General features: G+C 54.2%; 29 protein-coding genes, 1 other RNA gene and 1 pseudogene. 15 read left to right on the plus strand and 16 right to left on the minus strand.

Features of this window, described 5'->3' with window-relative positions:
- Window positions 1-243 precede the first annotated feature (243 nt).
- On the plus strand, window positions 244-735 hold the full coding sequence (locus HKD28_RS15040) for a hypothetical protein (RefSeq protein WP_194269029.1): 492 nt from the start codon (window positions 244-246) through the stop codon (window positions 733-735).
- Entirely contained in the window at window positions 728-991 is a 264-nt protein-coding gene (locus HKD28_RS15045) for a hypothetical protein (protein WP_194269030.1), read from the plus strand. Before HKD28_RS15040 ends, HKD28_RS15045 begins: the two co-directional genes overlap by 8 nt.
- Here HKD28_RS15045 and HKD28_RS15050 read toward each other — a convergent pair.
- Complete coding sequence (locus HKD28_RS15050; RefSeq protein WP_194269031.1) at window positions 985-1,770, minus strand: hypothetical protein; 786 nt, start codon at window positions 1,768-1,770, stop codon at window positions 985-987. The genes HKD28_RS15045 and HKD28_RS15050 overlap by 7 nt on opposite strands.
- A 172-nt stretch (window positions 1,771-1,942) precedes the next feature.
- A complete protein-coding gene (locus HKD28_RS15055; protein ID WP_194269032.1) occupies window positions 1,943-2,395 on the minus strand; it encodes a hypothetical protein in 453 nt (150 codons plus the stop codon).
- Between the two features lie 228 nt (window positions 2,396-2,623).
- Between HKD28_RS15055 and HKD28_RS15060 the strand changes: the two genes are divergently transcribed.
- Complete coding sequence (locus tag HKD28_RS15060; RefSeq protein ID WP_194269033.1) at window positions 2,624-3,646, plus strand: DUF2806 domain-containing protein; 1,023 nt, start codon at window positions 2,624-2,626, stop codon at window positions 3,644-3,646.
- Window positions 3,647-3,774: 128 nt separating this feature from the next.
- Here HKD28_RS15060 and HKD28_RS15065 read toward each other — a convergent pair whose 3' ends face one another.
- Both HKD28_RS15065 and HKD28_RS15070 read right to left on the minus strand, forming a co-directional pair.
- Complete coding sequence (locus HKD28_RS15065; RefSeq protein ID WP_194269034.1) at window positions 3,775-4,131, minus strand: hypothetical protein; 357 nt, start codon at window positions 4,129-4,131, stop codon at window positions 3,775-3,777.
- A 62-nt stretch (window positions 4,132-4,193) separates the two neighbouring features.
- Window positions 4,194-5,933, minus strand: a complete 1,740-nt coding sequence (locus HKD28_RS15070) for a terminase large subunit (RefSeq protein ID WP_194269035.1) — start codon at window positions 5,931-5,933, stop codon at window positions 4,194-4,196.
- 96 nt (window positions 5,934-6,029) lie between these two features.
- On the opposite strand from HKD28_RS15070, the gene HKD28_RS15075 reads away from it, so the two are divergent.
- Genes HKD28_RS15075 through HKD28_RS15095 form a run of 5 tightly spaced genes read left to right on the plus strand, consistent with a single transcriptional unit; the run spans window position 6,030 to window position 9,287 of the window.
- Window positions 6,030-6,182, plus strand: coding sequence for a hypothetical protein (locus tag HKD28_RS15075; RefSeq protein WP_194269036.1), 153 nt, complete (start codon window positions 6,030-6,032; stop codon window positions 6,180-6,182).
- A gap of 26 nt (window positions 6,183-6,208) precedes the next feature.
- Window positions 6,209-6,829 (plus strand): hypothetical protein, encoded by a 621-nt coding sequence (locus HKD28_RS15080; RefSeq protein WP_194269037.1) that lies wholly within the window; start codon window positions 6,209-6,211, stop codon window positions 6,827-6,829.
- Window position 6,830: 1 nt separating this feature from the next.
- A complete protein-coding gene (locus tag HKD28_RS15085) occupies window positions 6,831-7,418 on the plus strand; it encodes a hypothetical protein (RefSeq protein WP_194269038.1) in 588 nt (195 codons plus the stop codon).
- 48 nt (window positions 7,419-7,466) lie between these two features.
- Complete coding sequence (locus HKD28_RS15090; protein WP_194269039.1) at window positions 7,467-8,891, plus strand: hypothetical protein; 1,425 nt, start codon at window positions 7,467-7,469, stop codon at window positions 8,889-8,891.
- Window positions 8,892-8,906: 15 nt separating this feature from the next.
- Window positions 8,907-9,287: a phage tail tube protein gene (locus HKD28_RS15095; protein WP_194269040.1), complete on the plus strand. Its 381-nt coding sequence runs from the start codon at window positions 8,907-8,909 to the stop codon at window positions 9,285-9,287.
- A gap of 854 nt (window positions 9,288-10,141) precedes the next feature.
- Here the strand turns inward: HKD28_RS15095 and thyX are convergent.
- Window positions 10,142-11,053 carry an FAD-dependent thymidylate synthase gene (thyX, locus tag HKD28_RS15100; RefSeq protein ID WP_099287426.1) on the minus strand — a complete coding sequence of 304 codons (912 nt, stop codon included), beginning with the start codon at window positions 11,051-11,053 and terminating at the stop codon, window positions 10,142-10,144.
- 53 nt (window positions 11,054-11,106) lie between these two features.
- On the opposite strand from thyX, the gene ssrA reads away from it, so the two are divergent.
- From ssrA to HKD28_RS15115, 3 genes are all read left to right on the plus strand, one after another.
- Window positions 11,107-11,431: a transfer-messenger RNA gene (gene ssrA, locus HKD28_RS15105) on the plus strand.
- Between the two features lie 101 nt (window positions 11,432-11,532).
- Complete coding sequence (locus HKD28_RS15110; protein WP_194269041.1) at window positions 11,533-12,108, plus strand: SspB family protein; 576 nt, start codon at window positions 11,533-11,535, stop codon at window positions 12,106-12,108.
- Window positions 12,109-12,186: 78 nt separating this feature from the next.
- Window positions 12,187-12,579 (plus strand): VOC family protein, encoded by a 393-nt coding sequence (locus HKD28_RS15115; protein ID WP_194269042.1) that lies wholly within the window; start codon window positions 12,187-12,189, stop codon window positions 12,577-12,579.
- A gap of 37 nt (window positions 12,580-12,616) precedes the next feature.
- Here HKD28_RS15115 and HKD28_RS15120 read toward each other — a convergent pair whose 3' ends face one another.
- From HKD28_RS15120 to HKD28_RS15130, 3 genes are all read right to left on the minus strand, one after another.
- Window positions 12,617-12,835, minus strand: a complete 219-nt coding sequence (locus HKD28_RS15120; RefSeq protein ID WP_011252962.1) for a hypothetical protein — start codon at window positions 12,833-12,835, stop codon at window positions 12,617-12,619.
- 93 nt (window positions 12,836-12,928) lie between these two features.
- A complete protein-coding gene (locus HKD28_RS15125) occupies window positions 12,929-13,726 on the minus strand; it encodes an ABC transporter ATP-binding protein (RefSeq protein WP_194263179.1) in 798 nt (265 codons plus the stop codon).
- A 4-nt stretch (window positions 13,727-13,730) separates the two neighbouring features.
- The gene (locus HKD28_RS15130; protein WP_194269043.1) at window positions 13,731-14,600 is read right to left on the minus strand and encodes an ABC transporter permease; all 870 of its coding nucleotides are present in this window, start codon (window positions 14,598-14,600) and stop codon (window positions 13,731-13,733) included.
- Between the two features lie 223 nt (window positions 14,601-14,823).
- Between HKD28_RS15130 and HKD28_RS15135 the strand changes: the two genes are divergently transcribed.
- From HKD28_RS15135 to HKD28_RS15145, 3 genes are read left to right on the plus strand one after another with little or no spacing between them, the layout of a single operon-like run.
- Complete coding sequence (locus HKD28_RS15135) at window positions 14,824-16,218, plus strand: lytic transglycosylase domain-containing protein (protein ID WP_194269044.1); 1,395 nt, start codon at window positions 14,824-14,826, stop codon at window positions 16,216-16,218.
- Window positions 16,219-16,273: 55 nt separating this feature from the next.
- Window positions 16,274-16,822 carry a peroxiredoxin gene (locus HKD28_RS15140; RefSeq protein WP_194269045.1) on the plus strand — a complete coding sequence of 183 codons (549 nt, stop codon included), beginning with the start codon at window positions 16,274-16,276 and terminating at the stop codon, window positions 16,820-16,822.
- Entirely contained in the window at window positions 16,819-17,406 is a 588-nt protein-coding gene (locus tag HKD28_RS15145; RefSeq protein ID WP_194269046.1) for a DUF1643 domain-containing protein, read from the plus strand. The genes HKD28_RS15140 and HKD28_RS15145 overlap by 4 nt, the downstream gene beginning before the upstream one ends.
- A gap of 25 nt (window positions 17,407-17,431) precedes the next feature.
- Here the strand turns inward: HKD28_RS15145 and HKD28_RS15150 are convergent, their stop codons facing one another.
- Window positions 17,432-18,061 carry a POTRA domain-containing protein gene (locus HKD28_RS15150; RefSeq protein WP_194269047.1) on the minus strand — a complete coding sequence of 210 codons (630 nt, stop codon included), beginning with the start codon at window positions 18,059-18,061 and terminating at the stop codon, window positions 17,432-17,434.
- A 159-nt stretch (window positions 18,062-18,220) separates the two neighbouring features.
- On the opposite strand from HKD28_RS15150, the gene HKD28_RS15155 reads away from it, so the two are divergent.
- Entirely contained in the window at window positions 18,221-20,458 is a 2,238-nt protein-coding gene (locus HKD28_RS15155) for a TonB-dependent receptor (protein WP_194269048.1), read from the plus strand.
- Window positions 20,459-20,544: 86 nt separating this feature from the next.
- On the opposite strand, the gene HKD28_RS15160 is transcribed toward HKD28_RS15155, so the two are convergent.
- The 7 genes and pseudogenes from HKD28_RS15160 to HKD28_RS15190 form a co-directional block, all read right to left on the minus strand.
- Entirely contained in the window at window positions 20,545-22,101 is a 1,557-nt protein-coding gene (locus HKD28_RS15160) for a carbohydrate porin (protein WP_194269052.1), read from the minus strand.
- A 217-nt stretch (window positions 22,102-22,318) separates the two neighbouring features.
- Window positions 22,319-23,806 carry a peptide MFS transporter gene (locus HKD28_RS15165; protein WP_194269049.1) on the minus strand — a complete coding sequence of 496 codons (1,488 nt, stop codon included), beginning with the start codon at window positions 23,804-23,806 and terminating at the stop codon, window positions 22,319-22,321.
- A 35-nt stretch (window positions 23,807-23,841) separates the two neighbouring features.
- Window positions 23,842-23,985 carry a hypothetical protein gene (locus HKD28_RS15170; protein ID WP_194263195.1) on the minus strand — a complete coding sequence of 48 codons (144 nt, stop codon included), beginning with the start codon at window positions 23,983-23,985 and terminating at the stop codon, window positions 23,842-23,844.
- 10 nt (window positions 23,986-23,995) lie between these two features.
- Window positions 23,996-24,916, minus strand: coding sequence for a DnaJ C-terminal domain-containing protein (locus HKD28_RS15175; RefSeq protein ID WP_194269050.1), 921 nt, complete (start codon window positions 24,914-24,916; stop codon window positions 23,996-23,998).
- Window positions 24,913-25,071, minus strand: coding sequence for a hypothetical protein (locus HKD28_RS15180; protein ID WP_194263188.1), 159 nt, complete (start codon window positions 25,069-25,071; stop codon window positions 24,913-24,915). Before HKD28_RS15180 ends, HKD28_RS15175 begins: the two co-directional genes overlap by 4 nt.
- Before the next feature lie 47 nt (window positions 25,072-25,118).
- Window positions 25,119-26,066, minus strand: coding sequence for an alpha/beta hydrolase (locus tag HKD28_RS15185; RefSeq protein ID WP_194269051.1), 948 nt, complete (start codon window positions 26,064-26,066; stop codon window positions 25,119-25,121).
- A gap of 24 nt (window positions 26,067-26,090) precedes the next feature.
- Window positions 26,091-26,424 (minus strand): annotated as a pseudogene (locus HKD28_RS15190) (efflux transporter outer membrane subunit); the annotation flags it as partial.

Here is a 26,424-nt window from a genome sequence, read left to right on the forward strand (position 1 = left end):
CGCTACGCTCACGCTCTGCGCTCCGTAAGGCTTGCGGCGCAGCCGCATTAATCGCTCGCGCTGAGCGCAGGTAAACCGGGCCACCCTGAATAATGACTTCGATTATCTCTTGAATGCATAGTCAGGTAATAAATAAAGCAGCAAAAGAAAACCGGCTATTATTGGCCAAGGCTTCTCACAATGCTCTGTTGTTCCCAATAATAGCCGGGGCTGAGCAAGGAGAAGACATCGAAGTGAGAAGCGATGGAACTTGGAGAACGACATAGAGCAATGAAAATGATTTTACATGAAAATACGAAAGAACTTCTAAGGAAGAAGTATCAGACTGCTAAGGCATACCAGACGAAGAGAGATATCCAGTTTGATCTTACCTTCGAGGACTATACCAATCTCTGGATTAAGAATGTCGATGCCATCACGCATTTAAACAATGCAGTCATTTATGCCGTCACACACGGTATCAATCAAACAATCAAACTCGAATACTGCCTCACATGGAAACCCGAATATGTGAGAACAGGCTCACCTATGAACATGCAGTCTGCATGGATCAGGACAGCAGAACAATCCAAGAAGGATTGCAAACTCCATAAAGGCGAGAAGAAGTCCGAGAGATCGAAGGCGAAACTTCGCAAACCCAAGGAGCCTTGGAGTGACGAACGCAAAGCAGCTCGTGCAGCAGCGATGTCTGGAAAAAAACGCGGGCCCTATAACAAGGAGAACGCAAGTGCCTAATCCAGTGATTAACTACGGTAAAAGATTTCCGCTGAAAGGGCCGACACTCGATACCCCATTGAATCGCATAAACAAGAAGATCAAGGCGTTCGCTAAAGAGCAGAACGAGACTAATAAACGCCTTATCGAGTTGCATGACATGGGGCGTTTAGCTGAACCATATCCCAAGGTCATAGAACAATATGACCGCCTCTTGCGGATAAAGTCAGCAATCAGACGAGGCGATGACGAGATAATCGCTTACTTGGTTCATTGATCTGGCACATGGAGGAACGGACGCATAGTATCAAATATTTTAGTCTTAAGCTCGATTGCAAGTTTTGATTTTCTGTCCTCGATATCAGCCATATTGGGATTACCGAGAGTCGGGATACCGAGAAAAGAATCAACTTCCCTGCTCAAGCACACGATCAGTGTCCGATGCTGATGTCCGAGAAGTTCATGACACTCCTTTGAGAAATCAAATAGTATACGATAAACGTCATCGCTATATAGAAACCTAATCCTCTCCAGATCAAGTTCTCTCTTCTTTTTGCTTTCGACATTATACTCTGCTATCTCTTCTATTTTCCTAGTAGCCCTTTCTTTTATCGGTTGGATGAACTTATTCCTATCGAACCCAGCCCTTCCATATGATTTTACACTATAGTATTCCTCATTCTCTTCTTTCGATAAAGAGAGATAGGCCATGATCCCCATAGGAAGGTCATAACAATAGACAAAATGCTCAATAATATTTTGATAAGCCTCGTATCTCTTATCAAACAAATCCAACTTGAGTTTCGTATGGGCTGTGCTTGCCTGTCTCTGGGAAAGGGCTTTCTGTCCCTTTCCCAGATTTAGTTGGTTCAATGCGAAGTAGATAGTCACACACATGACAGCAATAGGCGTCAGAATACCTGCAAGTTTGTAAGTTTTCTCGATGCCAAACTTATACAAACAAAAGGTAATCGCCAGTGAGAAAAGTATAACTATTTCTACTATGATGATGAACCTCGCTCTCTCAGAAGCCCATCGGATAACACGTTCTTTCAACGCCAACTCCCGGTTATAGACCTATATGCTTACTCGCAGCCTTTGCCCACTTCGCATTAACGAAGCATCGGCGCACTCATAGCCTATTTAAGCGCCTGAGAGCCCCGTACAGCGCGGCACAAGACCTCCCGGGTTGTGTGTGCTACCCCAGAGAGACAGTGCTCTATGACGCTTAATGACTGGAATCTGTTCCTACTTCCCCAACATGATGGTCGCGCATGAACTGCCAGAGTTGAACAACCGCATCTACGAGATGATCATCCGGGTGCTCTATGCAATAGGTATGAATCCAACTCTTACGCCATTCGTACGACGACTTTTCGCCTATAGCGACTTTGATAGGAGCATCGGACTTTCGTGTAGCCATCAATCGACTGACTTCTCCGTAGTTCAGACCACTGAGCAAACCGCCAACATAACTATCAATCTGAAAGCGACGGACATCTTCTTTATCGTTCGCATCATCAACCTTGATTATATTCATACATGAAATGGTCGGCCCGAAGCTATAAACACTCGTAGGAACTCTAGTGCCAGTTCCATGGGCGTATGTTGCTCCGCATAAAATGCTCGCACCGACAAAATTCGTGAGATGATTTTTAAAGTTTTTCTGATCATACTTCATCGGCTATCCTCATCCGAGACAAGCGGTTAACGTGCAATAATATTTTCTACAAGCCTACTGCCCAAAAACCTAAGAAACACCATACGCAACACACGATCTCGGATCATTATCGAATCTGCAAACTTGGCCAAGACTTTTCAATCGGGTAAACTTATTCTCACTCACAAAGTGACGTTACAGTTGTTACTTCGCCTCCCCTGAAAACAACACCTTCCCAGAGAGTTAGACATGGACGCCAATCTTAGTAATATTATAATAGGTGCCGTTAGCGGGCAAACGCTTCCGGCTGTTTGGCACATGATACCGGAGGGCGTGAAAAGTCGGTGTGGTCAAGGCGTTGATCGCTTAACAGGTAGACTGACACGCAGATGGGATCGAGAAGACAAAAAAGAAAACGCAGATGTCGATGATGACATCAAGAGAGAAGACAACAAATCAGACGCTCAGAAAAAAGTTCTTGACCTTCTTGTCCCCGATGTAGCCAAAACGATATCAGCCGACCCCGTGCTGTTGGAACACGCCATCGTCGAAATGATGGGTGAGGCTTTTAGCAAACAGGAAAACAAAGATGCTGTGGCCGAAGAAGCCCTCAAAGATATTGGAGAAAAACATACAGATAGTTCCAGCACAAATGAGGCTTTGGATGAAGACTGGCTCAACTTCTTTTCATCATATGCAGAGAAAGCCACCTCAGAACGCACTCGACAGCTTTGGGGCCGCATCCTCTCCGGCGAAGTAAGACATCCGGGCCGTTTTTCTTTAGCGACCTTAAGACTCTTGTCTGAGATTGACCAGAAGACTGCGGCGAGTTTTGTTGAAATGTCGTCATTTGCCATAGGGAATGCGATTTATTTTTCTCAAAAACACAAGGTTCAACATTTTTCAGAACTTTTAAGACTGGAAAATGCAGGCCTCCTTAATGGAGTTAGCACTCAACTTGGGCGATCATTTAAATTAGATAATAATAATTATAGCTTCTTGGTTGATGAATATTTTATTTTTGCAGTAAAAATGATTCCTTCAGCAGAAAAGAACCTAAATATATCTGCAATATTATTTACAGAAACAGGTTTGGAATTGTTAAAAATCATTGATACGCCACGTAACGAAACGGAAAGAATGCTCAGATTAGAAGATAACCTCAAAGAGAACTTATCCATTTCAAATTATTATATTCACAGCATTATAAAAAAAGATGGAAATCCAGAGCAATATAGTGAAAAACCAATACGATCTTGGGATAGAAAATAATCCAGAAGTTTTTTACCTCCCCTTCTGCTTTTGAGGCTTGCGTAGGAGCCCCGACAGCACGCTTCGGCTCCTACGCAAGCCCGGCATGAGAAGCCTTAGACCGCCCTGTACGGGCTTCTCAGGGGCTCTCAAATATCCAATTCATTGTCTACCGCAGGCGTTTTCATGATGCGCTCGTAAGCTGCAAGTTTGGCCTGACGATCTTCACGAATATTGCTCTCTATCTTGATATTTTCCTGCTCAATAAAATTCTTGAAGGCAGAAAAATCAATTTCACTACGGACTAGTTTTTGATATAGAATTTCCAATTTAGCTTTAAATCTCTTGGCTTCTTCAAGAGAAAACGGTCCTGCAAATTTAAATATTGGTAGAGAAGATCTATCTATTACCCAGAATTCTTCAGGAATCTCTAATTTTATCTCTTCACCATCTAACGTGTAGTTATCCTGAGTATACCCACCAAGTTCGATGATATCTATTTTCATTATAGCCTCCCATAGTAATCCGAAAATACGATGTAACAGGGAATGAGGGTCGTCAATGGCTCTCAGATTATGATTGCCTCCCAACTATCACCTGTATTTCCATTCCTGACCATGAACCGTTCTAATGCGTTCAAAGTAGCCTTCACACCGTCAATCTTATCCAATGGCGCTCCTGGGTCTTTTGACACGAGAACAGCTCCGTCATTGCTCAATCGGACAACGGAGTTCACGCAGTTCCAGACGAAGATGTCATTATGGAAGTGAATACGACCTTCAAGGATCAACCGCTTGAAGAACTTTGAAGCATCATTCAGGCCACCCATCGACTGGTTTATCTGGCTTACTGAATCACGTCCAAACTGGTTTTGAATGTTGGTCATCAACTGATGTCCATTCCATCTATCAAACGCAGTTTCGATAACTCGATGCGAGCGGTATTCCTTAAAGATTTCCTCTTGGAGAACCTGATAATCCACCGTGTCTCCGGGGATTGTCTCCAGCAGACCCTCTTTCTCCCACATGGTGTATTTTGGCTTGCTACCGCTTTCAATGAGACGTGACGGACTGAAATATCGAGGATAGACGTAGTAGTGCTTTCTCCAGTTCCCCTCCCCTTCGTCAATGAGCTTCTCATACACATTGACCAAGGCGGTCATGTCCTCTGTCCAACCCAAGTCCACGCCGATAATGCAAGGAACCCGGTCCTTCTTCATCGTCTCTTCTGGAATCATGAGGGTATTGCAGGCAGCAACCTTCTCAGGATCAAGCCATTTATCGGACGACTGGTACCAGATATTCAGTAGCTTGGTGAAAGTCTCGGCCTTTGTGTCTGACCAGTTTCTCGTTCGCTCGATAGCATTAGCAAACTTGGTATGATTGATCGCAGAGGTCCACCAAGACGGGTTAGCTTTGACCCATATATCGGGATCATAAATGTCATCCCCCTTATCAATGGTCCATACACAAGCGAATGTTTCATCATCTGTGAAGTCGCCACGAATGAGCTTCTTCATGTAGGTTGATTGCTGGAACCCAAAATTTGAGAAATTAGTTCCCGCTGTCGTGATACCGACCATCAAGGATTGGGCGCGTTTGTTTGAACCTGATGACAATACATCCCATATCTCACTATCGGGGTGAGCATGAATCTCGTCCACGAGAGCGCAATGGATATTCATACCGTCAAAGCTCTTTGAGTCTTTTGACAGGCTCTTGAATGTTCCACCTTTTATCGTAGTGGCCATTAGATATTCGCGTTTACGTTTGACCTTAATATGACGGATAATCTTCTTATTGGTTGGGAACTCCACCTGTCTGACAACGGAGTTAAACAATAGGTTTGCCTGATCCTTCTTCGTAGCAGCAACGTAAACTTCCGGCTCCCATTCATTATCCATGCAGAGCATATAGAGGCCCAGAAGTCCCATCATTGCGGACTTCCCTGAACCTCGCGGCACCTCGAAATAAGCAACTTTATATTGGCGCTTATCCTTGTACTGGCCTTCTTTGTTTTTCCAGCCGAGCAACATGGAGAATGACCAAATTTGCCACGCAGCTAAGATGAATGGCGTTCCGCCTTTATCCCCCTTCAAATGGTAGAAGTGTCGGCAGAACGCGAAGAACCTAAAACCCTCATGCGGGTCGAAATAGTATGGGCAGTCGGGGTCTGCCATCTTATCGCGTTCGCGCTTAATGGCGTTCTTGACGAACTGGCAAGCCGGAATATGTCCAGCTTCAACTTGTCGGGCATACCACCAGCAGTCAAAGTCCTCTTTCTCGACCGTTTTGAGGTAAGCATCCATTTCGTCGAAGTCTTCTTGCGTCTCCCTGCCTGTTAAATCCCTGAACATTAATAACCTCACTAAATAGTCATATCGAATATTTAGTGGGAGAACCCGATGACTACGGTTGAGATTACCAAAGACAATCCAAGATGGACCAAGGGAACTATTGTTAGCGTCAAGAGTGTTATTGCGAAGAGCTTGGTAAAAGCCAACGTGGCTAAGATCATTAGCAGCGATGAAGGCACGGAAGGGCTCTGGGTGAAGTAATGCTATACAGTCTCAAGACAAATGACGTGACGAAGTATCCCGGAAACACCGATGATCTAATCGACTATGTGGGCTCCGCTGGACCGGACAGAGACCCGATGATTATAGCAGCAGGTAACTCGGTCACTATGGCTATCGAGAAGTATCTTGGAACACCTATCGGCAAACGATCATGCCGTTATGTCGTGTCCCGTAATGCTTCGGAGTTGTCCGATGGATACCATAACTCGTGGTTGAGGACTGGTACTGCTTTCACTGCAAACGGCATATCCACAAACCAATGGATCGAACTGCCGTGTCAGATTGAAAGCATACAGAGCCTTACTGTTAGCATGTGGGGCGGTGACAACATCCAGCTTCAAGAAGGTATCGACTACCATGTTGATACGGACTGCAAGTTTCCAAAAATCATGTTGAGTTGGAATATGTCCATTATGGATATGTTCTACAAATATAAGAACATGATCGTGGACTTCACTGGTGGCTTGTATGAGGTCGATGGAACAGTCCCCGAGGGAATAATCTTCGCTATCAACATGGCAACGAAGGGCTTCTTCGAAAACCCCGGTGACGGCGCATTTAATCCTCTGGATAACGGAATGAACTTCTTCCTCAAGAACTATCAGGTTCCGGCGATTGGGGGCTAATATGGATGACCTTCATAACCCCGCCCCGTTCCTCGATGTTGTGGCTGTTATTGAGCAGATCAAAGCAAACCAACAGACTTTCCAGCAAATCGGAGCCGGTGCCTCTCCAAAAAAGATAGTGGATCAGGTCACTCCGCAAAACATTCAGATTCCGTATTGCGGCGTATCTGTTGAGTTCGGTGATGTCTCTGAAAACTATTCGAACACCACCACTGTTCAACAGATGGAGGTCATTGTCTCTTGTACCTGCATTTATAACGCACCTAGTGATTTTACTGGTGCTGGTCAGCAGATTACATTCATGGATAGTGGTCTAAAAGACCTAATGCACTCACTGTATAACTGGCAGCCGAGTACGAAGAGATACCTTAATGGTTTTAGGCTTCTGCGCTTTGAACGCATAGCTGAACTATCTCAAAATGATTATGAGGTATATGTCGCATACTTCATAATACCAATGCAGATTGATATGTTTGATGGGTATCTGGATGAACCTACCCGTCTAAGAGAAATCCAAACAAAGCTACTATTGAATAAAGGAAAGGATACAAATCTAGTATCCGTCGAGAATATTTCCACAGCTAAATAAAGGTGACTTCACAGTCACCTAAAATATATATTTTCAGGAGATTAAAATATGGCTATTATAAGTGGAACACCCACGTCATATACCAAGCCGGGAGTAACTGTTAATCTTAACATCAATGATTCAACAGCCGGAAACACCGAGTTTCTAGTTCTTGTAACTGGTAACGCTGCAACAGGAACAGCAATGTATGGCAAAACCGGCCCTTACCTTGTTACGACCCTAGACCAGCTTGCAACAGACTTCGGTAAGACATCTGACATTTACACAATGGTTGAGCAGTATCGCCTAACCGATAACTCAACTGCCTTGTATGCGATTAATCTGATCGCTACTGACGCGCCTACAACAAACGTCAGCAATGGCAACATTGCAACCTTCACTCCATCGCTTTCGACGACTGCAAGCTCAACCGATATGGCAGGCACAAACATTGCCGCATCTGGTGGAACGGGTACTGGTGCGACTTTTGATGTGACTTCTTCGTCAGCTAGTTCAAAGTTCACGCCTGCGAGCGTTTCCTTAAACCAGTCTGGTACGGGCTATAAGGTCGGTGACGTTCTGACCATCGCTAACGTGGGAACAATCACAGTTGAAACTGTGAACCAGACAACGATCACTGGTTCTGTGACCGATGACATTCTCGTTGAACAGACCCTAGCGACTGTCGGTGATATCGAATTCGATCTCGTTCTCGGAACACTCAACAGCGCGGCAGCAATTCAGGGTTGGCAGACCTATGCGGCTAACACATGGTCGGCAACGTCAGAACTCTACGGAATGTATGTCACTGCAAAGCAGGCAGCATCAGCTAACGCATTCATAACAGCGGCAGCGGATTTCACCTCTGCGGATAAGACGGTTGTTTTCCCCTGCCCTATGTCTTTGAGCCCTGCTCGTTTGATTGCACAGGCGGCAGCAAGCATCGCAGTTCGCACCCAGATCAGTCCAAGTCTTCCGCTTCGTGGTTGGGCTCTTGGTATCGGGACTGTGGCTCTATCTGAGCGTATGCCTCAGAGCGTTCTCGATACGCTGTTCGCTAATGGCTACTCCACGATCTCTTATGACCGTGCAGGCAACCCTACGATCCAGAGAACACGCATTGCAGCAACGAAGTCTAGCACTGGCGACGTGATCAACGATTCCTCTTTGGAAACCCCTTTCCAGAGTGTCTATGCGGCAAAGTATTTCAAGGCACAGTTGAGCCCTTACACCTCAACCCCACACATCCTTGTGGATGATGGTCTTGAAACCCCGAGCATCTACATGACCAGCCCATCGGCTGTTAAGGGAACGATGGCTCACGCCTTTCAGGATCTAGAAGACCTTGGCGTTATCTCTGATGCCTCCGCAGCAATCAAAACAATCATCGTTGAGAAAGACACGCAGGTCGTTGGCCGCTTGAACATTCAGGCATCCGGCACACTGACATGGGCTCTGAACCAGATTGCTCTCAACCTTAGCGTCTCAAAGTAATTTTAGGAGAAAGAAATGGCTGATCAGTTTTTGAAAGGCGCATTGAGCGCATACATAAACACAATCTATTACCCGACAGCGGAAGACGTGACCTACAAGGCCCCGTTCGAATCCAACATTCCAACAGAATCGAATCAGGGTCCGTTGGTCCAGGTCGTCACTTGGAACAAAGAAGCAGGCACGATCAACGTGACAGTGTTGCATTATTCGGGATGCGACTATGTGGGCAACTTCTCTGCCCCGGCTGGATATGACATCACCCTTAACGGACGTTCGGGTAACTCCATCGTCGCTAAGGGTTGCTGGCTAACAGAGGCTCCGAATCACAATCAGGTTCAGGGGACAACTGAACTCGTCTTCGGCACAATGTCGATGGAATTTATCCTAGCTTCGTAAGGCCGAACAACAGAAACCCGAGTCGCAAGGCTCGGGTTTTCCTGTGGATGAGCAGTCGCGATTCGCAACCGCTTCAGCCAGGCGGACTTAGCACAATATCTAGCATTTTTTATCTGATCTTAAAAAACCCAGCATATTACTGGGTTTTTCGTAGTAGGCTTTAGTTTGTAAACCGAAGGTCGGGGGTTCAAATCCCTCACCCGGCACCAGCTTTTCCAAAAAGCATGGCGACAGCAGCTAACGGACGGTCAACGCCGTTCAGGGCGTAGTTTACCTGCGCATTTTTGCCACAAAATCAGAATTCTCACCCGCACCAGTAATGCACAAGTATCGCACCCGCAGAGGGTGGAATGTGGGTATTCCAATAATCTTCTTGACAGACTTGGCGCCAAATCCTGATCGGGCTTGTGACCCGATTCTAAAATTATTGTATTAAATCAGCGCATTAGAAAATTTTACGCCCCAAAACATACGAATCGGAGCGCTTCAGTCAGACGGCAACAACCTGTGGATAAGTCTGTTTGTAAAAAGCTCTGAGATAAGTGTGATAAAATTCACACGAATCCGCAGCGAATCTCTCACGACAGCTCACAAAGTGAAAAAAACAGACAATCTCTGATTTTACTTATCGTTTACTGAATTGAATATTTTATGAAGCTGGCCAGAAAAAGTGAATAGCAACAGATATCAGGACAAGAGAGATAGCAATTCCAGCCCAGACAAAAAGACTGGGTGGCTTTACAGGAGCGTCTTCCACAGGACTTTCAGCCTGCGCCTCCCGGGCCTCGCTCATCAGCCGTTCAAGATCGCTTTCTGCGGAATCCTTCCCGGCAGATGCAAAGCCGGGGCTGGGCTCAGGATTGAGCATCCAGAACCGCCGCCATTTCAGACCATTCCCGCTTGGTCAGGCCGGAATTTTCCTGCGTGACGGTTTCACCCGCCAAACGCCGCCGCACGACCTTCAGCATCCCGGCCGAAAGCGTAAAGGCGCCAAGGCGGTATTCCTCGAATGCCGCAGACGTCGCGGGCACCCAGGCCTTGAGAATTTCGATCATCTTCTCCGCATAGACGCGGATTTCGTACTGCGCATGCGGATCAGCGCGCAGGGCGAGGAAATGCATCAGATTGTGCAGGTCAATCTTCCAGTACCACTGCGTATAGGTGTTCAGGGTCAGATTGATCCGTGCAAGCTCACGCGCCAGTCCCGTCCCTTCAGGGTTCAGGAGGCTCTCATAATCGTCGTAACACTGGCTGGCATCCCGACGCAGGATTTCGAGAACCTCATGAGCCGTCTCGGCATCCAGTGCATCACTGCGTCCCTGCCGGTTCGAACTGCTCTGCGTCGCCACCTGATCGGGTGCTGGAAGGTAGAACTCCCGGTCCAGAATAGAATAGCGTGCCGAATATTCGTTCACACTCGCCATACGGTGACGAATCCACTGCCGCGCGACGAACACGGGCAGCTTTACGTGAAACTTGATCTCGCACATCTCGAACGGCGTCGAATGACGGTGACGCATCAGATAGCGGATCAGACCCGCATCTTCGGAGACCTTCTTCGTCCCCCGGCCATAGGACACGCGCGCAGCCTGCACGACCGCGCCATCGTCGCCCATATAATCGACCACGCGCAGGAAACCATGATCCAGCACCTCGAAAGGCGTGAAAAGCAGATTTTCCATCGCCGCCACGGTCGGACGGGACGTAAGCTGGGGTTCGCTGCGCTGCGCTTCGATTTCAGCGCGCTGTTCGGATGTCAGTGCCATGGCGGCGGGGTCTAGCATGCAGAATCGCGCGCCGTCACGCAGGATAATTCTTTTTCCTTGCGGGCGGACAGCCGCACTCCTATGTTCATCAGTGCAAGGGGTTCGTCCCCGGCTATGGCGATAAACGGTAAGTGGAATAAGTGTTGTGGACCCGGGGGCAGTGCCCGGCGTCTCCACCATGAAAAACCCCTCGCAAAAGGGGTCTGTGGGGACGAAACAGGCTCGACGCGCACGGTAAAGACTTATCTTTTGCCCGGCATTGTACCACCGTCATCGGGCTAAACTTACAAGTGCCAACGATAACTCAGAGGTGCTCGCTGTCGCTGCATAAGCGATAAGCGCGGTTCGGGAGGGCACCGGGCAACAGAAGCCCTCCCACCTCATCATGTCTCCGACATTCCTTTCAAAGACGGCTTGCCATCTGTGCCCGTCTGTCGCATCCCTTGATGAAAGTTGACCGAAACATCAGGCTTGCGACCATGAGCGACGACGATCACAACGGCCAGGACGGCTTCGAGCACGAGCTTCCCGAGAGCCTTCTCCCCTATGATGACTGGGTGGAAGACGCCTATCGTGAAGTCATGCTGCGTGCGATCGAGCATGTTGCGGCTGAGGGACTGCCGGGGGCCCATCACTTCTATCTGACGTTCCGCACGAACCGGCCGGATGTGATCATCCCCACCCGTCTGCGGGCGCAGTATCCCGAAGAAATGACCATCGTGCTTCAGCACCAGTTCTGGGATCTGGCGCTGGACCGCGACAAGAACGTGATTTCGGTCGGCCTCTCCTTCGGCGGCGTGGGGAGCATCCTGTGCATTCCCGTCAACGCTATCACGGCCTTTGCCGACCCCCATATCCGGATGGCCCTGCGCTTCAACCACTCCCCGCTTGAAGACGATGAGGACATCGAAATTCCCGAGGGCGCGGTAGAGCCCGACGATATTGATCCGGCCCATCATCCGGACGTCCAGCCCGAGCCCTCCTCTTCGGAAGACGGCAAAAAAGACGCGGAAGTGGTCAGCCTCGCGGCCTTCCGCAAGCGTCCGCCCAGCTAGGTGTTAGCCAGAGTGTATTGTTCCAGCCTATACTGACTGGAACCAGTGGCCTGAATGTCGCTTTCATGAGGGATCCCCATGCGCTTTACCGTCGATCGCCTTGACCATATCGTGCTGACCGTCCGCAACCGGGATCTGTCCGCGTCTTGGTATCAGCGGGTTCTGGGCATGGATATCGACGAGTATGGCCGCAACAACCGTGTGGCCCTGAGTTTTGGTGGTCAGAAGATCAATCTTCGCCCCGAAGGTGCGGAGGGCTGGGATACCGCCGGAGCGGCTGCGCCCGGAACATCTGATCTGTGTTTCACAACAGCCATCGCCAGCGAGCATATCGTCAAGCATCTGGAAAAATGCGGCGTGGAAATCGTTGAGGGCCCGGTTGCGCGTCTTGGCGCCCTTGGTCCGATCACATCCGTTTATTGCCGTGACCCGGATGGCAATCTGATCGAACTGGCTTCCTATAACGGCTGAAGGCGGGGGTATCTCGCCCCACCGCCTTCAGAGGGCATTACCAGTTCTTGGAAATCAGCCAGAATTCTTCGGATGTCAGCGTAATAGCATTGCAATCTTTGGTTTCGGCTGCGGCCTTGGCAAGCGCGTGAATCCGCTCGATCATGATCGTCTTGCGCTGATGGGCCTCGGACGTTTCCTTCACGGTCGACAGGGTCTGGAGCGCGGATTCGGAGGCTTTGGCGACGCGTGCGGCGTCAATAGCGGCATAAGACATGAAATGTCTCCCTGAATGTAAAAACCCCTCGGAGCCTACTCCACGCCTGCCGGGATACCAACTCCATACCCCACAAAGCAGGCGGGAGCGTCTTTAAACCGGAGTGACCGCCAACGCCGCTTCATACGCGTCCAGCACCTCTTCAGTCGGACCATCCATACGGATTTCCCCGCTTTCCATCCAGATGATGCGCGTACACCACTGTCGGAGAATCGACAGTGCATGGGACGTCACCACCAGAATTTCCGCCGCGTCGACCATGCCTTCAAGCCGTGCGCGGGCCTTGTCCTGAAATTTCTGGTCGCCGGCCATGAACCACTCATCCATCAGCAGGATCCGGGGGCGCGGGACCGTCGCCAGCGCAAATCCCAGACGGACGGACATGCCGGAGGAATAGAGCCGGACCGGAAGATCGAAAAACGCTCCCAGATCCGAAAACGCCTCCACGTCCTTCTCCAGTTCCTGTGTCGCGACCCGTCCCATCCCCATACGGCAGGCGAAGAGCTGGATATTTTCGCGCCCCGTCAGCTCGCCATTCATGCCCGCATTGGGGTCAATAAGGGCGTGGGTATCGCCTTCGATATCCAGTGTCCCCTCGCCCGTTTCATAAATCCCGCCGAGGACACGCAGGAGCGTCGATTTTCCCGCCCCGTTATGTCCGACGAGCCCGATCCTCTCCCCTTCGGAAATCGTGAGGCTGATATTGAAAAGCGCCTGAACTTCCACGACTTCGGCTGAATTGCCGCTGATGCGCATTCTGCCGCCCACGGCGCCCGTTTTGGCAGCCACAGTGCTTTTCGCACGGGCCAGCAGCGTTTTCTTCAGAGAACGCGAGCCACCATGCAGAACGGGAAACGACAGGGAGAGATCTTCAAGACGGATATGGGCCATGATGTCAGATCCAGAAGACCAGACGCGCCCGCGCCCGGATAAACGCGCGTACTGCAATCAGCCAGAACACCACACTGGTGATCAGTGCAATCCCCCAGATCTGCAGAGACGGCACACGCCCCAGCAGAGGCTCGCGCACAATTTCCAGCAACGGATAAAACGGATTGTAGAACAGATAGGACGCCTTAGCGCCGAGCTGCTGTGGCATCCAGATGACCGGCGTCACATAGAATACGATCTGCAACAGCGCTCCGACAATGGGTGCGATATCCCTGAAGCGTGCGCAAAGAGAGCCGAACACCATGCAGGCAGCGAACCCGTCCAGAGCCCAGAGCAGAAGAGCCGGAAGCGCGAGAACGGCATTCACCCCCGGCCAGACATGATAAATGGCGAATACAGCGAGTGGCACCACGATATTATGGGCAAACACAATCGCATTCCGGACCACCACCCTCAGCGCATAAAGCAGAAGCGGCAACTGGACGGAGCGCACCATGGCTTCCGCTTCCAGAAAGCAGGTGCAGGATTCCTGGATCAGGCTTGAAAGGCCTACGCTCCACAAGGTGAGCGACAGCGACAGGAACGGCAGATAGGTCGCAAGCTGCATATGAAACAGCCGACTGTACAGAACACCCATTGAGGCGACCATCAGCGCGGAGGTGATCGTCAGCCAGAACGGTCCCAGCGCCGACCCCCGATAGCGGAGCCGGATATCGAGCCAGCCCAGCCTGACGCCCAGTCTCCAGAGACGTCGGGTTTCCTTCCAGTCCGCCCAGGCCCGCGCAGCAGGGCTGCCACGGGGCGCGTCACGACGGGTCTGCCTGCGCGGCGCTTCGTCCCGGGCAACATCGGAAGCTGGAGAAGGTACACTCATACTGTCCGCCTACCCGATCCCCTATGTCCCGGCAAGAAGACGCTACAGTGATCATCGTATTCCGGGAAGTTCATATTCGGGAAATGAATTTCCGCTACACTCAGACCAGCGGACAGTCCTGCCTCAGAAAATCTGCCCGCCAGAGCCCTTTTTCCTAGTTTCGCCGCAATCCCCGTGTATGCTCGGCGTAATGAGACCAGTTTTCCTCAGGTGCCCAGACCCGATGCCCAGACCCGTCTTTCTTTTCCGGACTTCTGTTCGCACTCTTTCTTTCATCCGTGCGGGCGCAGCGTTCGGTCTGGTCGGGCTTCTGGCGGCCTGTGCCGGCAACAATGCCGATATGGGATCGTCTTCGGAAATGCCGGTCTCGCAGGAAGCGGCCAATTACCGCGCCCATGCAAAATCCTATTATGCTCCGCCCGGCCCCCCCGAAGACCCGTGGGGCCCTTATATCCGCGAAGCGTCCGAGCGCTTTGACGTGCCCGATGCCTGGATCCGAGCGGTGATGCAGCAGGAATCCGGCGGCCATCTTTTTGACCATAACGGCAATTTCATCACATCGGTTCCCGGCGCGATGGGCCTTCTGCAGCTCATGCCCCCGACCTATGACGACATGCGCCAGCAATACGGGCTTGGCGAAGATCCTTTCGATCCGCATGACAACATTCTCGCAGGCACGGCCTATCTGCGCCAGATGTATGACATCTATGGCTCCCCCGGCTTCCTTGCTGCTTATAATGACGGTCCGGGCAGCCTTGACCGTTATCTGCGTCGCGGCCGCGCACTGCCGCGCGAGACACGCCGGTATGTTGCCGCGATCGGACCGCATATCGCCGGGATCACGCCTCGTAACCGCTCCGCAGCCGATCTTCTGGTCGCACAACACGACCCCAATTCACAGGTCATGCTGGCCCAGAACACCCCGCCTGCCGACATAGCGCCGACGACTTCGTCCTCTGAGCGACAGGCAGTCAGTGCGGCGTGGAGCCATCGGGAGGCAGCCGACACGGCCTCTGACGATACAGATTCCGACACACCGACTGCGACGCCGCAGAGCGCGGCATCGCCTGCCGAAGCTCCTGTTCAGGTCGCCTCCGCCGCGGGGTCTGAAGCGCCGACGAGTATCAGCGCCGCCTGGGCCGCCCGTGGTTATGCGCCAGCGCCCGCTCATCCTCTCGTGCGTCAGGCCTCTGTGCCCGCAGACGATGTGGCTGACAACCGCGTGACGGCACAAGAAATCCCGATCGGACATCACCTCCAGCCCCAGCCGATCATGGCCGTCATGCCCGCCACCCGGCCCCAGTACCGCATGGCGCTTCCTGCAGCGTCCGCTCCGGCCAAAAGCTCGGCAACACCGGGAAATACGGCTGGAAACTGGGCGGTTCAGGTCGGCGCTTTCGCCAATGCTAAGCAGGCAAGTCTTGCCACCGCCACGGCTCACAGCAAAGGCGGTGTTGTCGTAGCCTCAGCCCGATCGCAGGTTGAAAGCGTCAAAAATGGCCGGTCCCATCTCTATCGCGCGCGTTTGACGGGGCTGTCACATGAAAATGCGGTTGCAGCCTGCCGCCGTCTGTCGCACGGTTCTCCCTGCGTTGTGGTTCCGCCCGGCGCTTATTGATCCGTTTGCCGGGTCGCATGTCGGCCCGCTTTTCTGACAGGAATACAAAACCCCGATGCGCCGCTTTCTTGCAACGACCGCTTTCTGTGCTGTCGCCCTCTCCGGCGCCCTGACGATCACTCCGGCGCATGCCGCCCTCGAAACCGGCAGCCATGCTCCGGATTTCTCGGCCCCTGCGAGCCTCGGAGGGCACGAGTTCACCTATCATCTGGCCGACGCCCTCAAGACCGGTCCGGTGGTCCTGTATTTCTATCCGGCAGCCTTCACCAAGGGCTGCACGATCGAAGCCCATGAATTCGCGGACGCCATTCCCGACTTCAAGGCGCAGGGCGCAACCGTGATCGGCGTTTCAATGGACCCGATCGACAAGCTGGACCGGTTTTCGGTCAGTGAATGCCGTAGCACCTTTGCTGTCGCCGCCGATCCGACAGGCAAGATCACGCGCAGCTATGCCGCCAAAATGCCCCTGTTGCACATGGCGAGCCGGACGTCCTATGTCATTGCACCGGACGGCCATATCGTCATGAGCTATGCCTCGATGTCTCCTGACGAGCATGTCTCGCGCGCGCTTGCCGCGGTAAAGGCCCTGAAGCAGACCCCGTGAGCGCACGTTCCACCTCAGTACCTTCCGATCTGTTCGGCCACCATCATGTGGGTGATTCAGGCCCTCTGAAACTCTCCGCGGATGTCAGCAGCACCGCGATCTATGGTGGCCCGAAAGACTGCTACCGCTACACATTGCGCCGTGTCTGGGACGACACACGCCCCATGGTCATGTGGCTGATGATGAACCCGTCTGTGGCGACTGAATTCGGCGATGACCGTACTGTCGCCAAGTGCCAGCGTTACGCGCGGGCATGGGGTTATGGCGGCATGTTCGTCGGCAACAGCTTCGCCTATCGCTGCACGGACCAGAAGCGTCTGCTGGAAGTGAACGATCCGGTCGGGCCGGACAACGATTCCCACCTGCTGGAGATGGCCCGGCAGGCCGATCTCGTCGTGCTGGCTTACGGGTCGCCGCAGGCCAAGGGGCTGCGCGGGCGTGGAACCGAAGTTGCGCGGCTGATGGGACAGAACGGCATCAGGGTCACAGCCCTGCGCCTGAGCAAGAGCGGACGTCCTGAACATCCGCTCTATCTGCCGTCCATCCTCACACCAGAGCCGCTCGACCCGGACACGCTGGGCTGAGCGGCGTTTTCCGGATCAGGCTGCGTCAGTTCGCAGCCTTGTCCTGTTCGTTGATGACCCAGACCAGAACGACATGCTGGTCGTGGTTCGGATAGGTCGCCTGCGGCTGAAAAGATACCCCGACATTCTTGGCCTTGTAGAGACCCTGAATGGCCTGCTGGTCTGCGGAGAGCTGTTCGTTCGAGACAGGTCCGCCCGCGCGAAGCTTGGTCGCAGCTTCCAGATCGGCTGTCGAGACCTTTTTGTTTCCCTGAAACGCGACCTTGTCCAGAACAAGGGCAGTAGGCTGGGCCGGCGCGCTTGCAGCCTGTTCCTCAAGAATAATCTTAACAGCCACGCCATCGCCGGAAATCCGCAGACGTTCCTCAAGGCTGGTCCCGACATTGCGCGAAGAATAGAGTTCGCCGATGCGCTTCTGAGAAGCATCCAGATCGTTGCGGGTCACCTTGTCTCCCGCGTGATAGCCGAATGCCTGAAGGATATCCGCCGTCGGAACGCGGCTGTTACCCTGAACGGCAACGCTCATCAGCTTGAGCGGCACATTTGGAGCGGGAGCCGCAGCAAAAGCGTATTCCGTAGCAGCCGTTCCGGCGAAGGACGCAACAGCCAGCGAGACGCTCAGAACACTCCGGGCGAGCAGGGGGCGAAGGGACATCTGGCAATTTCCTGTCATGAAAAAACTCTGACTTTTACGCTACAGGAGTTCCCGGCTTTGGCAAATCGCCGCCGCTCCGAACCGGACGTCATATTTTAGTTGCGAATAAATCTCATTATCGCAATAACGCGCGCAACCGCTTCTTGCTTCGAGGTTTCCGTGCGCGCATCACTTTCCATCCCGCTTTCAAACCCGCTCCGGGTTGCGCGCCTGTCCTGTCTGCTGCTGGCAGGAACAGCTTTTCCAGCCTTCGCCGCCCCTGTCTCCACCGTCGCCGACACGACATCCACCACTTCGACAAAGTCTCCAACCGAGGCCCAGCAGATCAGTCAGGACGAGGAAATCGTTGTCCGCGCCAGACGCCGGGACCAGATGCAGGTCAGCAGTGGCGGACAGCTCGGGGCTCTGGGTAACAAAAAGGGACTGGATGTTCCGTTCAACATCCGCAGCTACAATTCCAGCCTGATCCTGAACCAACAGTCCCAGACGCTGGGCGAGGTGCTGGAAAACGATCCGACCGTCCGCACGACCTATGGCTACGGCAATTTCTCGGAAATGTTCGTCATCCGGGGCTTTGCCGTAAATGGTGACGACGTGTCGATTAACGGGCTTTACGGCATCACGCCCCGGCAGCTTGTCTCTCCCGAACTTTACGATCAGGTGCAGGTTCTCAACGGCGCCAGCGCATTCCTCAACGGGGCCGCGCCCAGCGGCTCGGCCATCGGTGGCAACATCAATCTGCTGTTCAAACACGCAACAAATGCTCCCCTCACCCGCCTCACCGGCGATTACACCAGCAGCGCCATGGGCGGTGGCAGCATCGACGTCGGTCGGCGCTTCGGACAGGACAAGGATTTCGGCGTACGGCTGAATGTTGCAGGCAAGAGCGGCGAGGACGCCGTAACGGACGAATACCGTCATTCCACCACGTTGGGCGCGGATTTCGACTGGCATGATCGTGACAACCGCACCCGCATTACGATGGATATCGACTACGAAAACCAGGGTGTAGATGGCGGCCGACCGGCGATCTTCCTTGGGAGTGCCGTCACGGCCGTTCCCCGGCCTGTCGCGCCCTCGCATAATTTCGGGCAGCGCTGGGCGTATAATGATCTGAACTATGTTTTCGGCATGCTGAACGCCGAGCACGATCTGACGAAAAATATTACGCTCTATGGCGCATTCGGCGCCCTCACCAGCAACGAAAAGGGCAATTATTCCAACCCGACCGTCACAGATCCTGCCACCGGCGCAGGGACAGCGGGCGCAATGTATGTGCCCTATGATCAGACGAATGAAAGCACCCGCGCAGGCGTTCGCGCCCATTTCCGCACCGGCTTCATCCGCCATGAAATCAACGCTGGCGGTTCCGGCCTGTGGGAAGACAGCGCCGCCGCCTATGCGATGGCCCTGACGCCCGGTGCGACCAACATCTACAACACGCCGCAGTTTTCAGCCCCGGCGGAGACGTTTGTTGGGGGTGTGCTTAATGACCCGCAGTCCACCAACCGCACGCGCCTGTACAGCCTGTTTTTCTCGGACACGATGTCCTTCTTCCACGACCGTGTCGCTCTGACAGGCGGTTTCCGTTACCAGAACATGCTCATCAAAGGTTACGCCTACAGCAAGACCGGTCAGGGCGCGATGAACAACCATTACGATCAGGACGCCATTACCCCGGTCGTAGGGCTGGTCATTCATCCGACGCGCAGGACGTCTCTGTATTTCAACCGGATCGAAGGCCTGTCGCAGGGACCGACGGCTTCGGGAAATGTCGTGAATCTGGGCGAGATTTTCCCACCTTACAAATCCACGCAGTATGAAGTGGGCGCGAAATACGACACGGGCCGCTTCAGTGCCGCGCTCGCCGTCTATGAGATTTCACAGCCCAACGCCTATTCCGTGGCACTCGGCAATACGGGCCAGTTTGCCTTCCGTGAAGACGGGTTACAGCGGAACCGCGGCATCGAACTGACGCTAAATGGTGAAATCCTGCCCGGCCTGCGCTTCAATGGTGGCGGCACCGTCATTCAGGCCGATCTGCGGCATACGGCAAACGGTCTTCAGGACGGCAACACCGCCATCGGTGTGCCGAACTACACCATTAACGGCAATCTCGAATACGACCTGCCGTTCCTCAAGGGCGCAACGGTCGTGGGCCGTGTGGTCAATACCGGCAAGCAGTGGGTCAACACTGCCAACACCCTGCATATCCCGGTCTGGACGCGCTTTGATCTGGCAGGGCGCTATACGTTCGTGACACATCACACGCCGGTCACACTGCGGTTCGGCGTCGATAATCTGGCCAACACGCGGTACTGGTCCTCGGCCTTCAACGGTTATCTGATGCAGGGCATGCCCCGCACGTTCAAGTTTTCCTTCACGACGGATCTGTAATCCGCCCAAAGGACTGAGCACAAAAAACGCGCCCTCCCATTCGGGAGCGGCGCGTTTTTTATGTCAGACGTTCCGGTTGGGAGCGATCAGAACGTGATGCCCGTTTCGAAATCCAGAAGCAGCGGGTTCTTGTAGCGGTTCGTGCCGCCCGTGCTCCAGATATACTGCGCACCCGGCCGGATCACGAGCCAGGGCGTCGGACGCCAGCCGTAGTTCAGTTCGATCGCATGCTCGCCGGAGGGCTTGTTGATACCCTGTGCCCCCGAGGCCTGCATCTGACGCGCCCAGATCGTCAGCTTCGGATTCACCCAGAGCATCTTCATGCCCAGGCTGATCGTATCGTTCGGGCGGTTGCGGAACGTGCCCTTACGGGTCACACCCCAAGTGATGAAATACGGTGCGACGGCTGTGCGCGGATCGCCCCAAGTGAAGGACGTGAACAGCGTCGTGCCACGGTTCGGATCGGCCGCGTCACGCTCCAGCATCCGGTCGAACTGGAACCAGCCACCGAACCGTCCACGCACCTTCTGCGTCGGGGCGGACAGCAGATACTCGGCCGGAACGGAGAACATGCTGAGCTTGGAATAGACGTCGCTGACTTCCGATGTATCCCAGTATCCGCCAATCTTGACGTTGGTCTGGAGCGGGCCGCTGTAATCGTCCTTGCCGCCCTGATGCCAGCCGAGCTGGAACGGAATATAAGTCCCGATCGCGTCATGCAGGTTCAGTTTCCAGCCGTTATGCGTGTTCGAGATCGTGGGGTCGATCGAGTACGCGCCAAACTGCACGAGATAATGGTCGTTCCCGGCCGGGTAGAACTTCACCCATGCCCCCGGATGGGCCGTCGGATACCAGCCATAGCCCGAGTTCATCGCAATGGACTGCGGCATGCCACAGATCGCGTTGGATTCGAACTGGCAGTACTGGCTCATGCCCCAGTAGATGGACGACTGCTCGAAATCGTTCTCGGTGTTGATTTCACCAACTTCGGTCGACACATACCGGTTCCAGGGCATTTCCCAGGACAGACGCGTCAGACGCACCGTCTCGCCCGAGCCGAAGATCTGCTGCGGGCTGTCCAGCGCCGGAAGCGTCGCGCCAATGCCCAGTCCCTGACGCGCCGTGATCAGCGTGTGGAACATGCCCAGATTCAGGCCTGTCAGCTTCTTGAGGTTGAAATCGACATTGATGCCGAACTCATCCGCGTAGCGCACGGCCTTGGTCTTGCCGCCCATCGGATTGCCCGCACTGTCTTCAAGATAGTGCCCCCCGATATTGATACCCTTGTCGGTCAGCCATGTCCGCCAGCCACCCCAGTCCCCCGTCATGGTGCTCTGGGTCAGCCAGTCGTGGAAAGACGCCGGGAAGAAACGGTTCTCGGTCGTGTCGGACGTGCTGGCTGCGGGCTCAACGCCTTTGGGAGTCGGCTTCACGAGTTGCGGCACGGGAGAAATGGATTTCGTGCGGATCTGCGGTGTGCCCATGGTCGCCGTGCTGGTTCTGGCCGCGGCTTTCTGATGACCATCCACAACACCAGCGGGTGTCGTCTGTGCGTGCGCGACGTCCGTAAGACCTGAAAGCAGCGCTGTCATGGCGCAGGCCGTCCACAGCGTTTTCGTCCAATCCTGTCCGAGCTTCCCCATCTTCCAAACCGTCTCCCTGTGACACCATGACAGCCGCCAGAACCCGATCACGCGGCCGGGAGATGTCATACAGTCCGAAAACGGTCCAGAATAGAGCACAGAAGACGTCAGTTTTCGTAATATGTCCTTCAGGACACGATCCCGACACCTGCCGTCATTTTTAAATCTGGAGATTTCTCCATAATTACAAAAAGTTTAACGCTACAGTTTCGACGCCTTATCCCCCGATCACAGTTGCGTGTTCCCGGTCCCAGCGGCGCGTCAGAGGTTCAAGGCAAAGCAACAACACGACCAGAGCAGCAGCGATTTCACACAATGTCCGGAAAAGCCCGGCATAAAGGGATGCTCCTCCGCCCCCTGCGATGGCTTCCGGAGACAGCGCAGCCTGATTGGCAATGAGGCTGCCCACATACATGGCAATGCCCCACAGCAGATAGAGCGCGCCCATCATAAAGCCACTCAACCGGGCGGGCGAATAACAGGCCACAACGGCCAATCCCAGACCAATTGTCAGCAGTTCCCCCAAAGACAGAAAGCCATATCCCACCACCATTACCCAGGGCGACACCAGCCCGTCCGCATGGGCAGCAGCAGCCCACCACACGCCAAATCCCAAGGCGACCATGGCATAGCCAAGGATCATTTTGCGGGCGTGGGAAGTCTGTTTCTGCTGTTGCCCCATCCGGTTGTAGAGAAAGGCCAGCGCCGGACTGAGAGCCATGATCCAGAGAGAATTGAGAACCTGAAACTGCCCTGCAGACATATGAAACAGCGTCACGCCGCCAATACGGTAGTCTCCCGAAACGCCACGAAGGGCAAAGAGCGTCAGGGACGTCATCATCTGCTGGTAGAAAACAAGATAGATCGTTCCCTGCAGGCACAGCATATAGGTCAGCCGCAATCCCGGACGTTCGGCTTTCGGTGCCCGCACATACAGCGCCACCCAGATCGCCGCGAGAATTGCCCCTGCTGCCGTCACGCAAAGCCTGGCCAGAGTATCGCTCCCCAGAATCCATGCGTTGAAAACGGTCATAAGAACGAGACCAGCCCCGACCAGTCCAAACCTGCGCAGCGGCACAGGCTGTTTTTCGGAGGCAGGCGTGGTGGCATCAAGCCAGTTGGACCGCAGCACATAATACAGCAGTCCGACCCCAAGCCCGACCGCACATGCGGCGAACGCAGAAGGCGCCCCATAATGGATCTGCAACCATGGCGTCAGCAGCATGGAGACCGTCGAACCGACATTGACGGACATATAATAGAGCGTGAAAGCGGCATCGAGCGCCGCGTCATCGTTCTTATAGATCCGGCGCACCAGATTTCCGGCATTGGGTTTAAACAGCCCGTTTCCAGTGGAAATGAGAGCCATCGCCACCAGAAGCAAAATATGGGACTGCAACGCTGCGGCCAGAACGGCATAGCCGCCTGTCAGCAGGAGCGCGCCCATGACGACAGTCCGCCGCGCGCCCAGCACGCGGTCTCCAATGACACCGCCAACTAAAGGCGTAATATAAGTCAACGCCCCGAAGGCACCCATCATGAGGTTGGCTGCTGCATCTCCCATCTTGAGATGCACGACCATGAACAGCGTGAGAACGGCCTGCATGCCGTAATATCCGAACCGCTCCCACAGTTCGATGGCCAGAACAACAGTAAACGCCCTGCGGCGCATCCCGGGGGCGGAAGAAAGAGAAGTATCGGACATGCAGAACCCGTCAGAAACCAGAAGACGGGGGCACTTTAGGGCAAATGCCACTCCCCGGCGAGGATCAGTGCATGCGTGCTGATAAGCCCCAGAACCACCACGAAGATCAGCGCGACAATTCCGCCGATAATGTCACTCCACGGCCATTCCGGCAGTCTCGACCGGACACGACGCACCATCCCCATCTCTTCAGCTCTCCTGCTGGCTGAAGAAGGCCTCCAGCTCGGGGGAGACAGTACCGATATGGACCTGCAACGTCACCAGCAGATCACCGGCCGGATGCTTTTTATCGCCTCCGATTCCACGCCCTGCCAGACGCAGGACCTTGCCACTGTCGGAGTGTTTCGGAATCTTGACCGAAACATCACCCTTGGGGGTCGGAACGGCGATCTTTCCGCCCAGAACAGCCGTTTTCAGATCCAGATTCTGCGTCATTCGCAGGTTGCGTCCCTCACGGACATAGCGGCTGTCAGGCGTGACGGAAATCGTCAACAGCGCATCCCCGGCCACGCCTGGCTGGCCATCCATGCCCGGACGTCCCGGCGCGCCCTTGCCGCGCACGCGCAGGGTCTGCCCGTCTTCCACACCCGGCGGGATGCGGACCTCCGTGTGCCCGCCCTCACCAAGGGTCAGATCGAGCGACGTTCCCAGAACAGCCTGCTGAAACGAGATCGTCACCGCAAAACGACGGTCAGATCCTTTGGAAGCACGACGCCCGCCCGAACCACCGGGCTGGAAATCGCCGCTGAAGCCCCCACTGAACATGTCCGAAAAGAAGGAACCAAGGTCTTCCTGATTGAATCCGCCCTGAAATCCCTGGCCGCCCGAACGCGGCCCACCCGGACCATACCCGCCACCGCCAAAGCCGCCGCCAAAAGGCCCACGCTCCTGCCCGTCAGCGTCGATCTCGCCGCGATCGAACTTCGCGCGCTTTTCCTTGTCGCCAACGATATTGTACGCCTGTCCGACCGACTTGAAGCGTTCTTCGGCCTTCTTGTCGTCCGGGTTGTGATCCGGATGGTATTGCTTGGCCAGTTTCCGATACGCGCTGCGAATTTCCTTGTCCGTCGCCGTTTTCGAAACGCCCAGTACCGAATATGGGTCGCTCATCTCATTTCCCCGTCTTCTTCAGGTCCCTCATCCAGCAGGGAAATCAGGACCGCAATGACTTCATCTTGCGGGAAGCCAGCCCGCACACCGTCTGAGATCAGGTCCTGCAGCTTTGGTCGCAGATAATCTTCTGCCGGATATCCATCGTCTGCCATCTCTGATCCTCCGTTATTCCCAGATGTGTGACCGCTTCCGCTTCGGGTCAATGTTTCTGAATAAACTCTGCAATATCAGGCACGACAGCGCCATCAATCGGAAGCAACCCATCGGCGGCTGGAACCGTGCCCAGATCCGCCAACGAATGAATCGCCGACGGCAACAAAACAACCGTCGCCTCAGGATCAGCAGCCTTGAGAAGCGGTAAATCATCAGTAGCGCTGATTTGCCGATCGGTACCGCCCTGAACGATAAAGACCGGCCCGTGATATGCCTTGAGCAACGAGGCTGGATCATGATGGAAAAGATCGATCATGAAATCCTGTACCCGCGGATGAAAGACACCCCGCAACCCCGGATGCAGCGTCTGGACATCCACATAACGTCCAGATTCGAGCGCATCGATTGCAGTGTCGATCTGCGGCAGAACCGTTTTGGCCGACGGAATGGCATGAAGCTGCGCCCGCAGGACTTCGCCAAGCGGTCGTCCCGGAGTGGACAGAAGGATCAGTCCGCAGATATCCGCCTGTCCCTGAGTGCTGGCAAGGGCAACGAGGCCGCCTTCGCTATGCCCCAACACCCAGATACATCTTGCGCCAGTTTTGGCCCGGATCACCCCAATCCAGCTTCGCACGTCGCTCGCGTACTCCGCGATCGTGACGTTATTACCGTCGGCCACGGCCTGTTTGCTGCCGAACATGCCGCGTTTGTCGATCCGGACGGACGAAATCCCGTGGGTGGCAAGACCATCCGCAATCTGCCTGAGCGTCGCAGGCTTCTGACCCAGAGCCGAATTTCCGTCGCGGTCCGTCGGCCCCGAGCCGGGGATCATCAGCACAACAGGGGTGCCAGCGCCCGCATTCACGAATGTTCCGGCCAACACTCCCAGAGGGCCGGGCGCCGTAATGGCGCTGCTCTCAGCCGCAAATGCATGCGACGCCAGACCGCAGACGCCTGAGAGGAGAAAAAGGAAACGAAATATTTTCGACTTCATTCTGCGTCTCCTTTTCAGGTGCCTTTACCTTGTAAAGGCTCTGACAAAGGCGTTTTGTTGTTTGACTTCGACGGGGAGCCTTGTGTCGGTGAGGGCTTTTCCCTGCCATCCGGCGCCGAGGGCGATGTAGAGGGCGACGGCGTTTCGGACGCGGGCGAGACGTCCGACGACGGCCTGATCTTCGGCGGACAGGGCGGTCTGTTCGGTCGTCAGCACATTCAGATAGCCGGTCAGACCGGCTCCGAAGAGCTTCTGGGCGCGGTCGCGGGCGAGGCCGGCATCGACGGAGGCCTGGTTCAGCTGCTCGACCAGTTCGGCATTATGCCGCCAGTCGCCCATCGCGTCCTCGACATCCGCA

Source organism: Gluconobacter cadivus, from assembly GCF_015244745.1.
Lineage (GTDB): Bacteria > Pseudomonadota > Alphaproteobacteria > Acetobacterales > Acetobacteraceae > Gluconobacter > Gluconobacter cadivus.

Excerpts from the sequence above, each read along its gene's own strand:
- HKD28_RS15130 (WP_194269043.1), bottom strand. The coding sequence starts at position 14,600 with ATGAGTGTACCTTCTCCAGCTTCCGATGTTGCCCGGGACGAAGCGCCG.
- HKD28_RS15070 (WP_194269035.1), bottom strand. The coding sequence starts at position 5,933 with ATGGATGCTTACCTCAAAACGGTCGAGAAAGAGGACTTTGACTGCTGG.
- HKD28_RS15065 (WP_194269034.1), bottom strand. The coding sequence starts at position 4,131 with ATGAAAATAGATATCATCGAACTTGGTGGGTATACTCAGGATAACTAC.
- HKD28_RS15140 (WP_194269045.1), top strand. The coding sequence starts at position 16,274 with ATGCGCCGCTTTCTTGCAACGACCGCTTTCTGTGCTGTCGCCCTCTCC.
- HKD28_RS15120 (WP_011252962.1), bottom strand. The coding sequence starts at position 12,835 with ATGTCTTATGCCGCTATTGACGCCGCACGCGTCGCCAAAGCCTCCGAA.
- HKD28_RS15125 (WP_194263179.1), bottom strand. The coding sequence starts at position 13,726 with ATGGCCCATATCCGTCTTGAAGATCTCTCCCTGTCGTTTCCCGTTCTG.
- HKD28_RS15180 (WP_194263188.1), bottom strand. The coding sequence starts at position 25,071 with ATGGCAGACGATGGATATCCGGCAGAAGATTATCTGCGACCAAAGCTG.
- HKD28_RS15055 (WP_194269032.1), bottom strand. The coding sequence starts at position 2,395 with ATGAAGTATGATCAGAAAAACTTTAAAAATCATCTCACGAATTTTGTC.
- HKD28_RS15110 (WP_194269041.1), top strand. The coding sequence starts at position 11,533 with ATGAGCGACGACGATCACAACGGCCAGGACGGCTTCGAGCACGAGCTT.
- HKD28_RS15170 (WP_194263195.1), bottom strand. The coding sequence starts at position 23,985 with ATGGTGCGTCGTGTCCGGTCGAGACTGCCGGAATGGCCGTGGAGTGAC.
- HKD28_RS15160 (WP_194269052.1), bottom strand. The coding sequence starts at position 22,101 with ATGGGGAAGCTCGGACAGGATTGGACGAAAACGCTGTGGACGGCCTGC.
- HKD28_RS15060 (WP_194269033.1), top strand. The coding sequence starts at position 2,624 with ATGGACGCCAATCTTAGTAATATTATAATAGGTGCCGTTAGCGGGCAA.
- HKD28_RS15075 (WP_194269036.1), top strand. The coding sequence starts at position 6,030 with ATGACTACGGTTGAGATTACCAAAGACAATCCAAGATGGACCAAGGGA.
- HKD28_RS15090 (WP_194269039.1), top strand. The coding sequence starts at position 7,467 with ATGGCTATTATAAGTGGAACACCCACGTCATATACCAAGCCGGGAGTA.
- HKD28_RS15135 (WP_194269044.1), top strand. The coding sequence starts at position 14,824 with ATGCCCAGACCCGTCTTTCTTTTCCGGACTTCTGTTCGCACTCTTTCT.
- HKD28_RS15175 (WP_194269050.1), bottom strand. The coding sequence starts at position 24,916 with ATGAGCGACCCATATTCGGTACTGGGCGTTTCGAAAACGGCGACGGAC.
- HKD28_RS15150 (WP_194269047.1), bottom strand. The coding sequence starts at position 18,061 with ATGTCCCTTCGCCCCCTGCTCGCCCGGAGTGTTCTGAGCGTCTCGCTG.
- HKD28_RS15040 (WP_194269029.1), top strand. The coding sequence starts at position 244 with ATGGAACTTGGAGAACGACATAGAGCAATGAAAATGATTTTACATGAA.
- HKD28_RS15095 (WP_194269040.1), top strand. The coding sequence starts at position 8,907 with ATGGCTGATCAGTTTTTGAAAGGCGCATTGAGCGCATACATAAACACA.
- HKD28_RS15185 (WP_194269051.1), bottom strand. The coding sequence starts at position 26,066 with ATGAAGTCGAAAATATTTCGTTTCCTTTTTCTCCTCTCAGGCGTCTGC.
- HKD28_RS15085 (WP_194269038.1), top strand. The coding sequence starts at position 6,831 with ATGGATGACCTTCATAACCCCGCCCCGTTCCTCGATGTTGTGGCTGTT.
- thyX (WP_099287426.1), bottom strand. The coding sequence starts at position 11,053 with ATGGCACTGACATCCGAACAGCGCGCTGAAATCGAAGCGCAGCGCAGC.
- HKD28_RS15115 (WP_194269042.1), top strand. The coding sequence starts at position 12,187 with ATGCGCTTTACCGTCGATCGCCTTGACCATATCGTGCTGACCGTCCGC.
- HKD28_RS15165 (WP_194269049.1), bottom strand. The coding sequence starts at position 23,806 with ATGTCCGATACTTCTCTTTCTTCCGCCCCCGGGATGCGCCGCAGGGCG.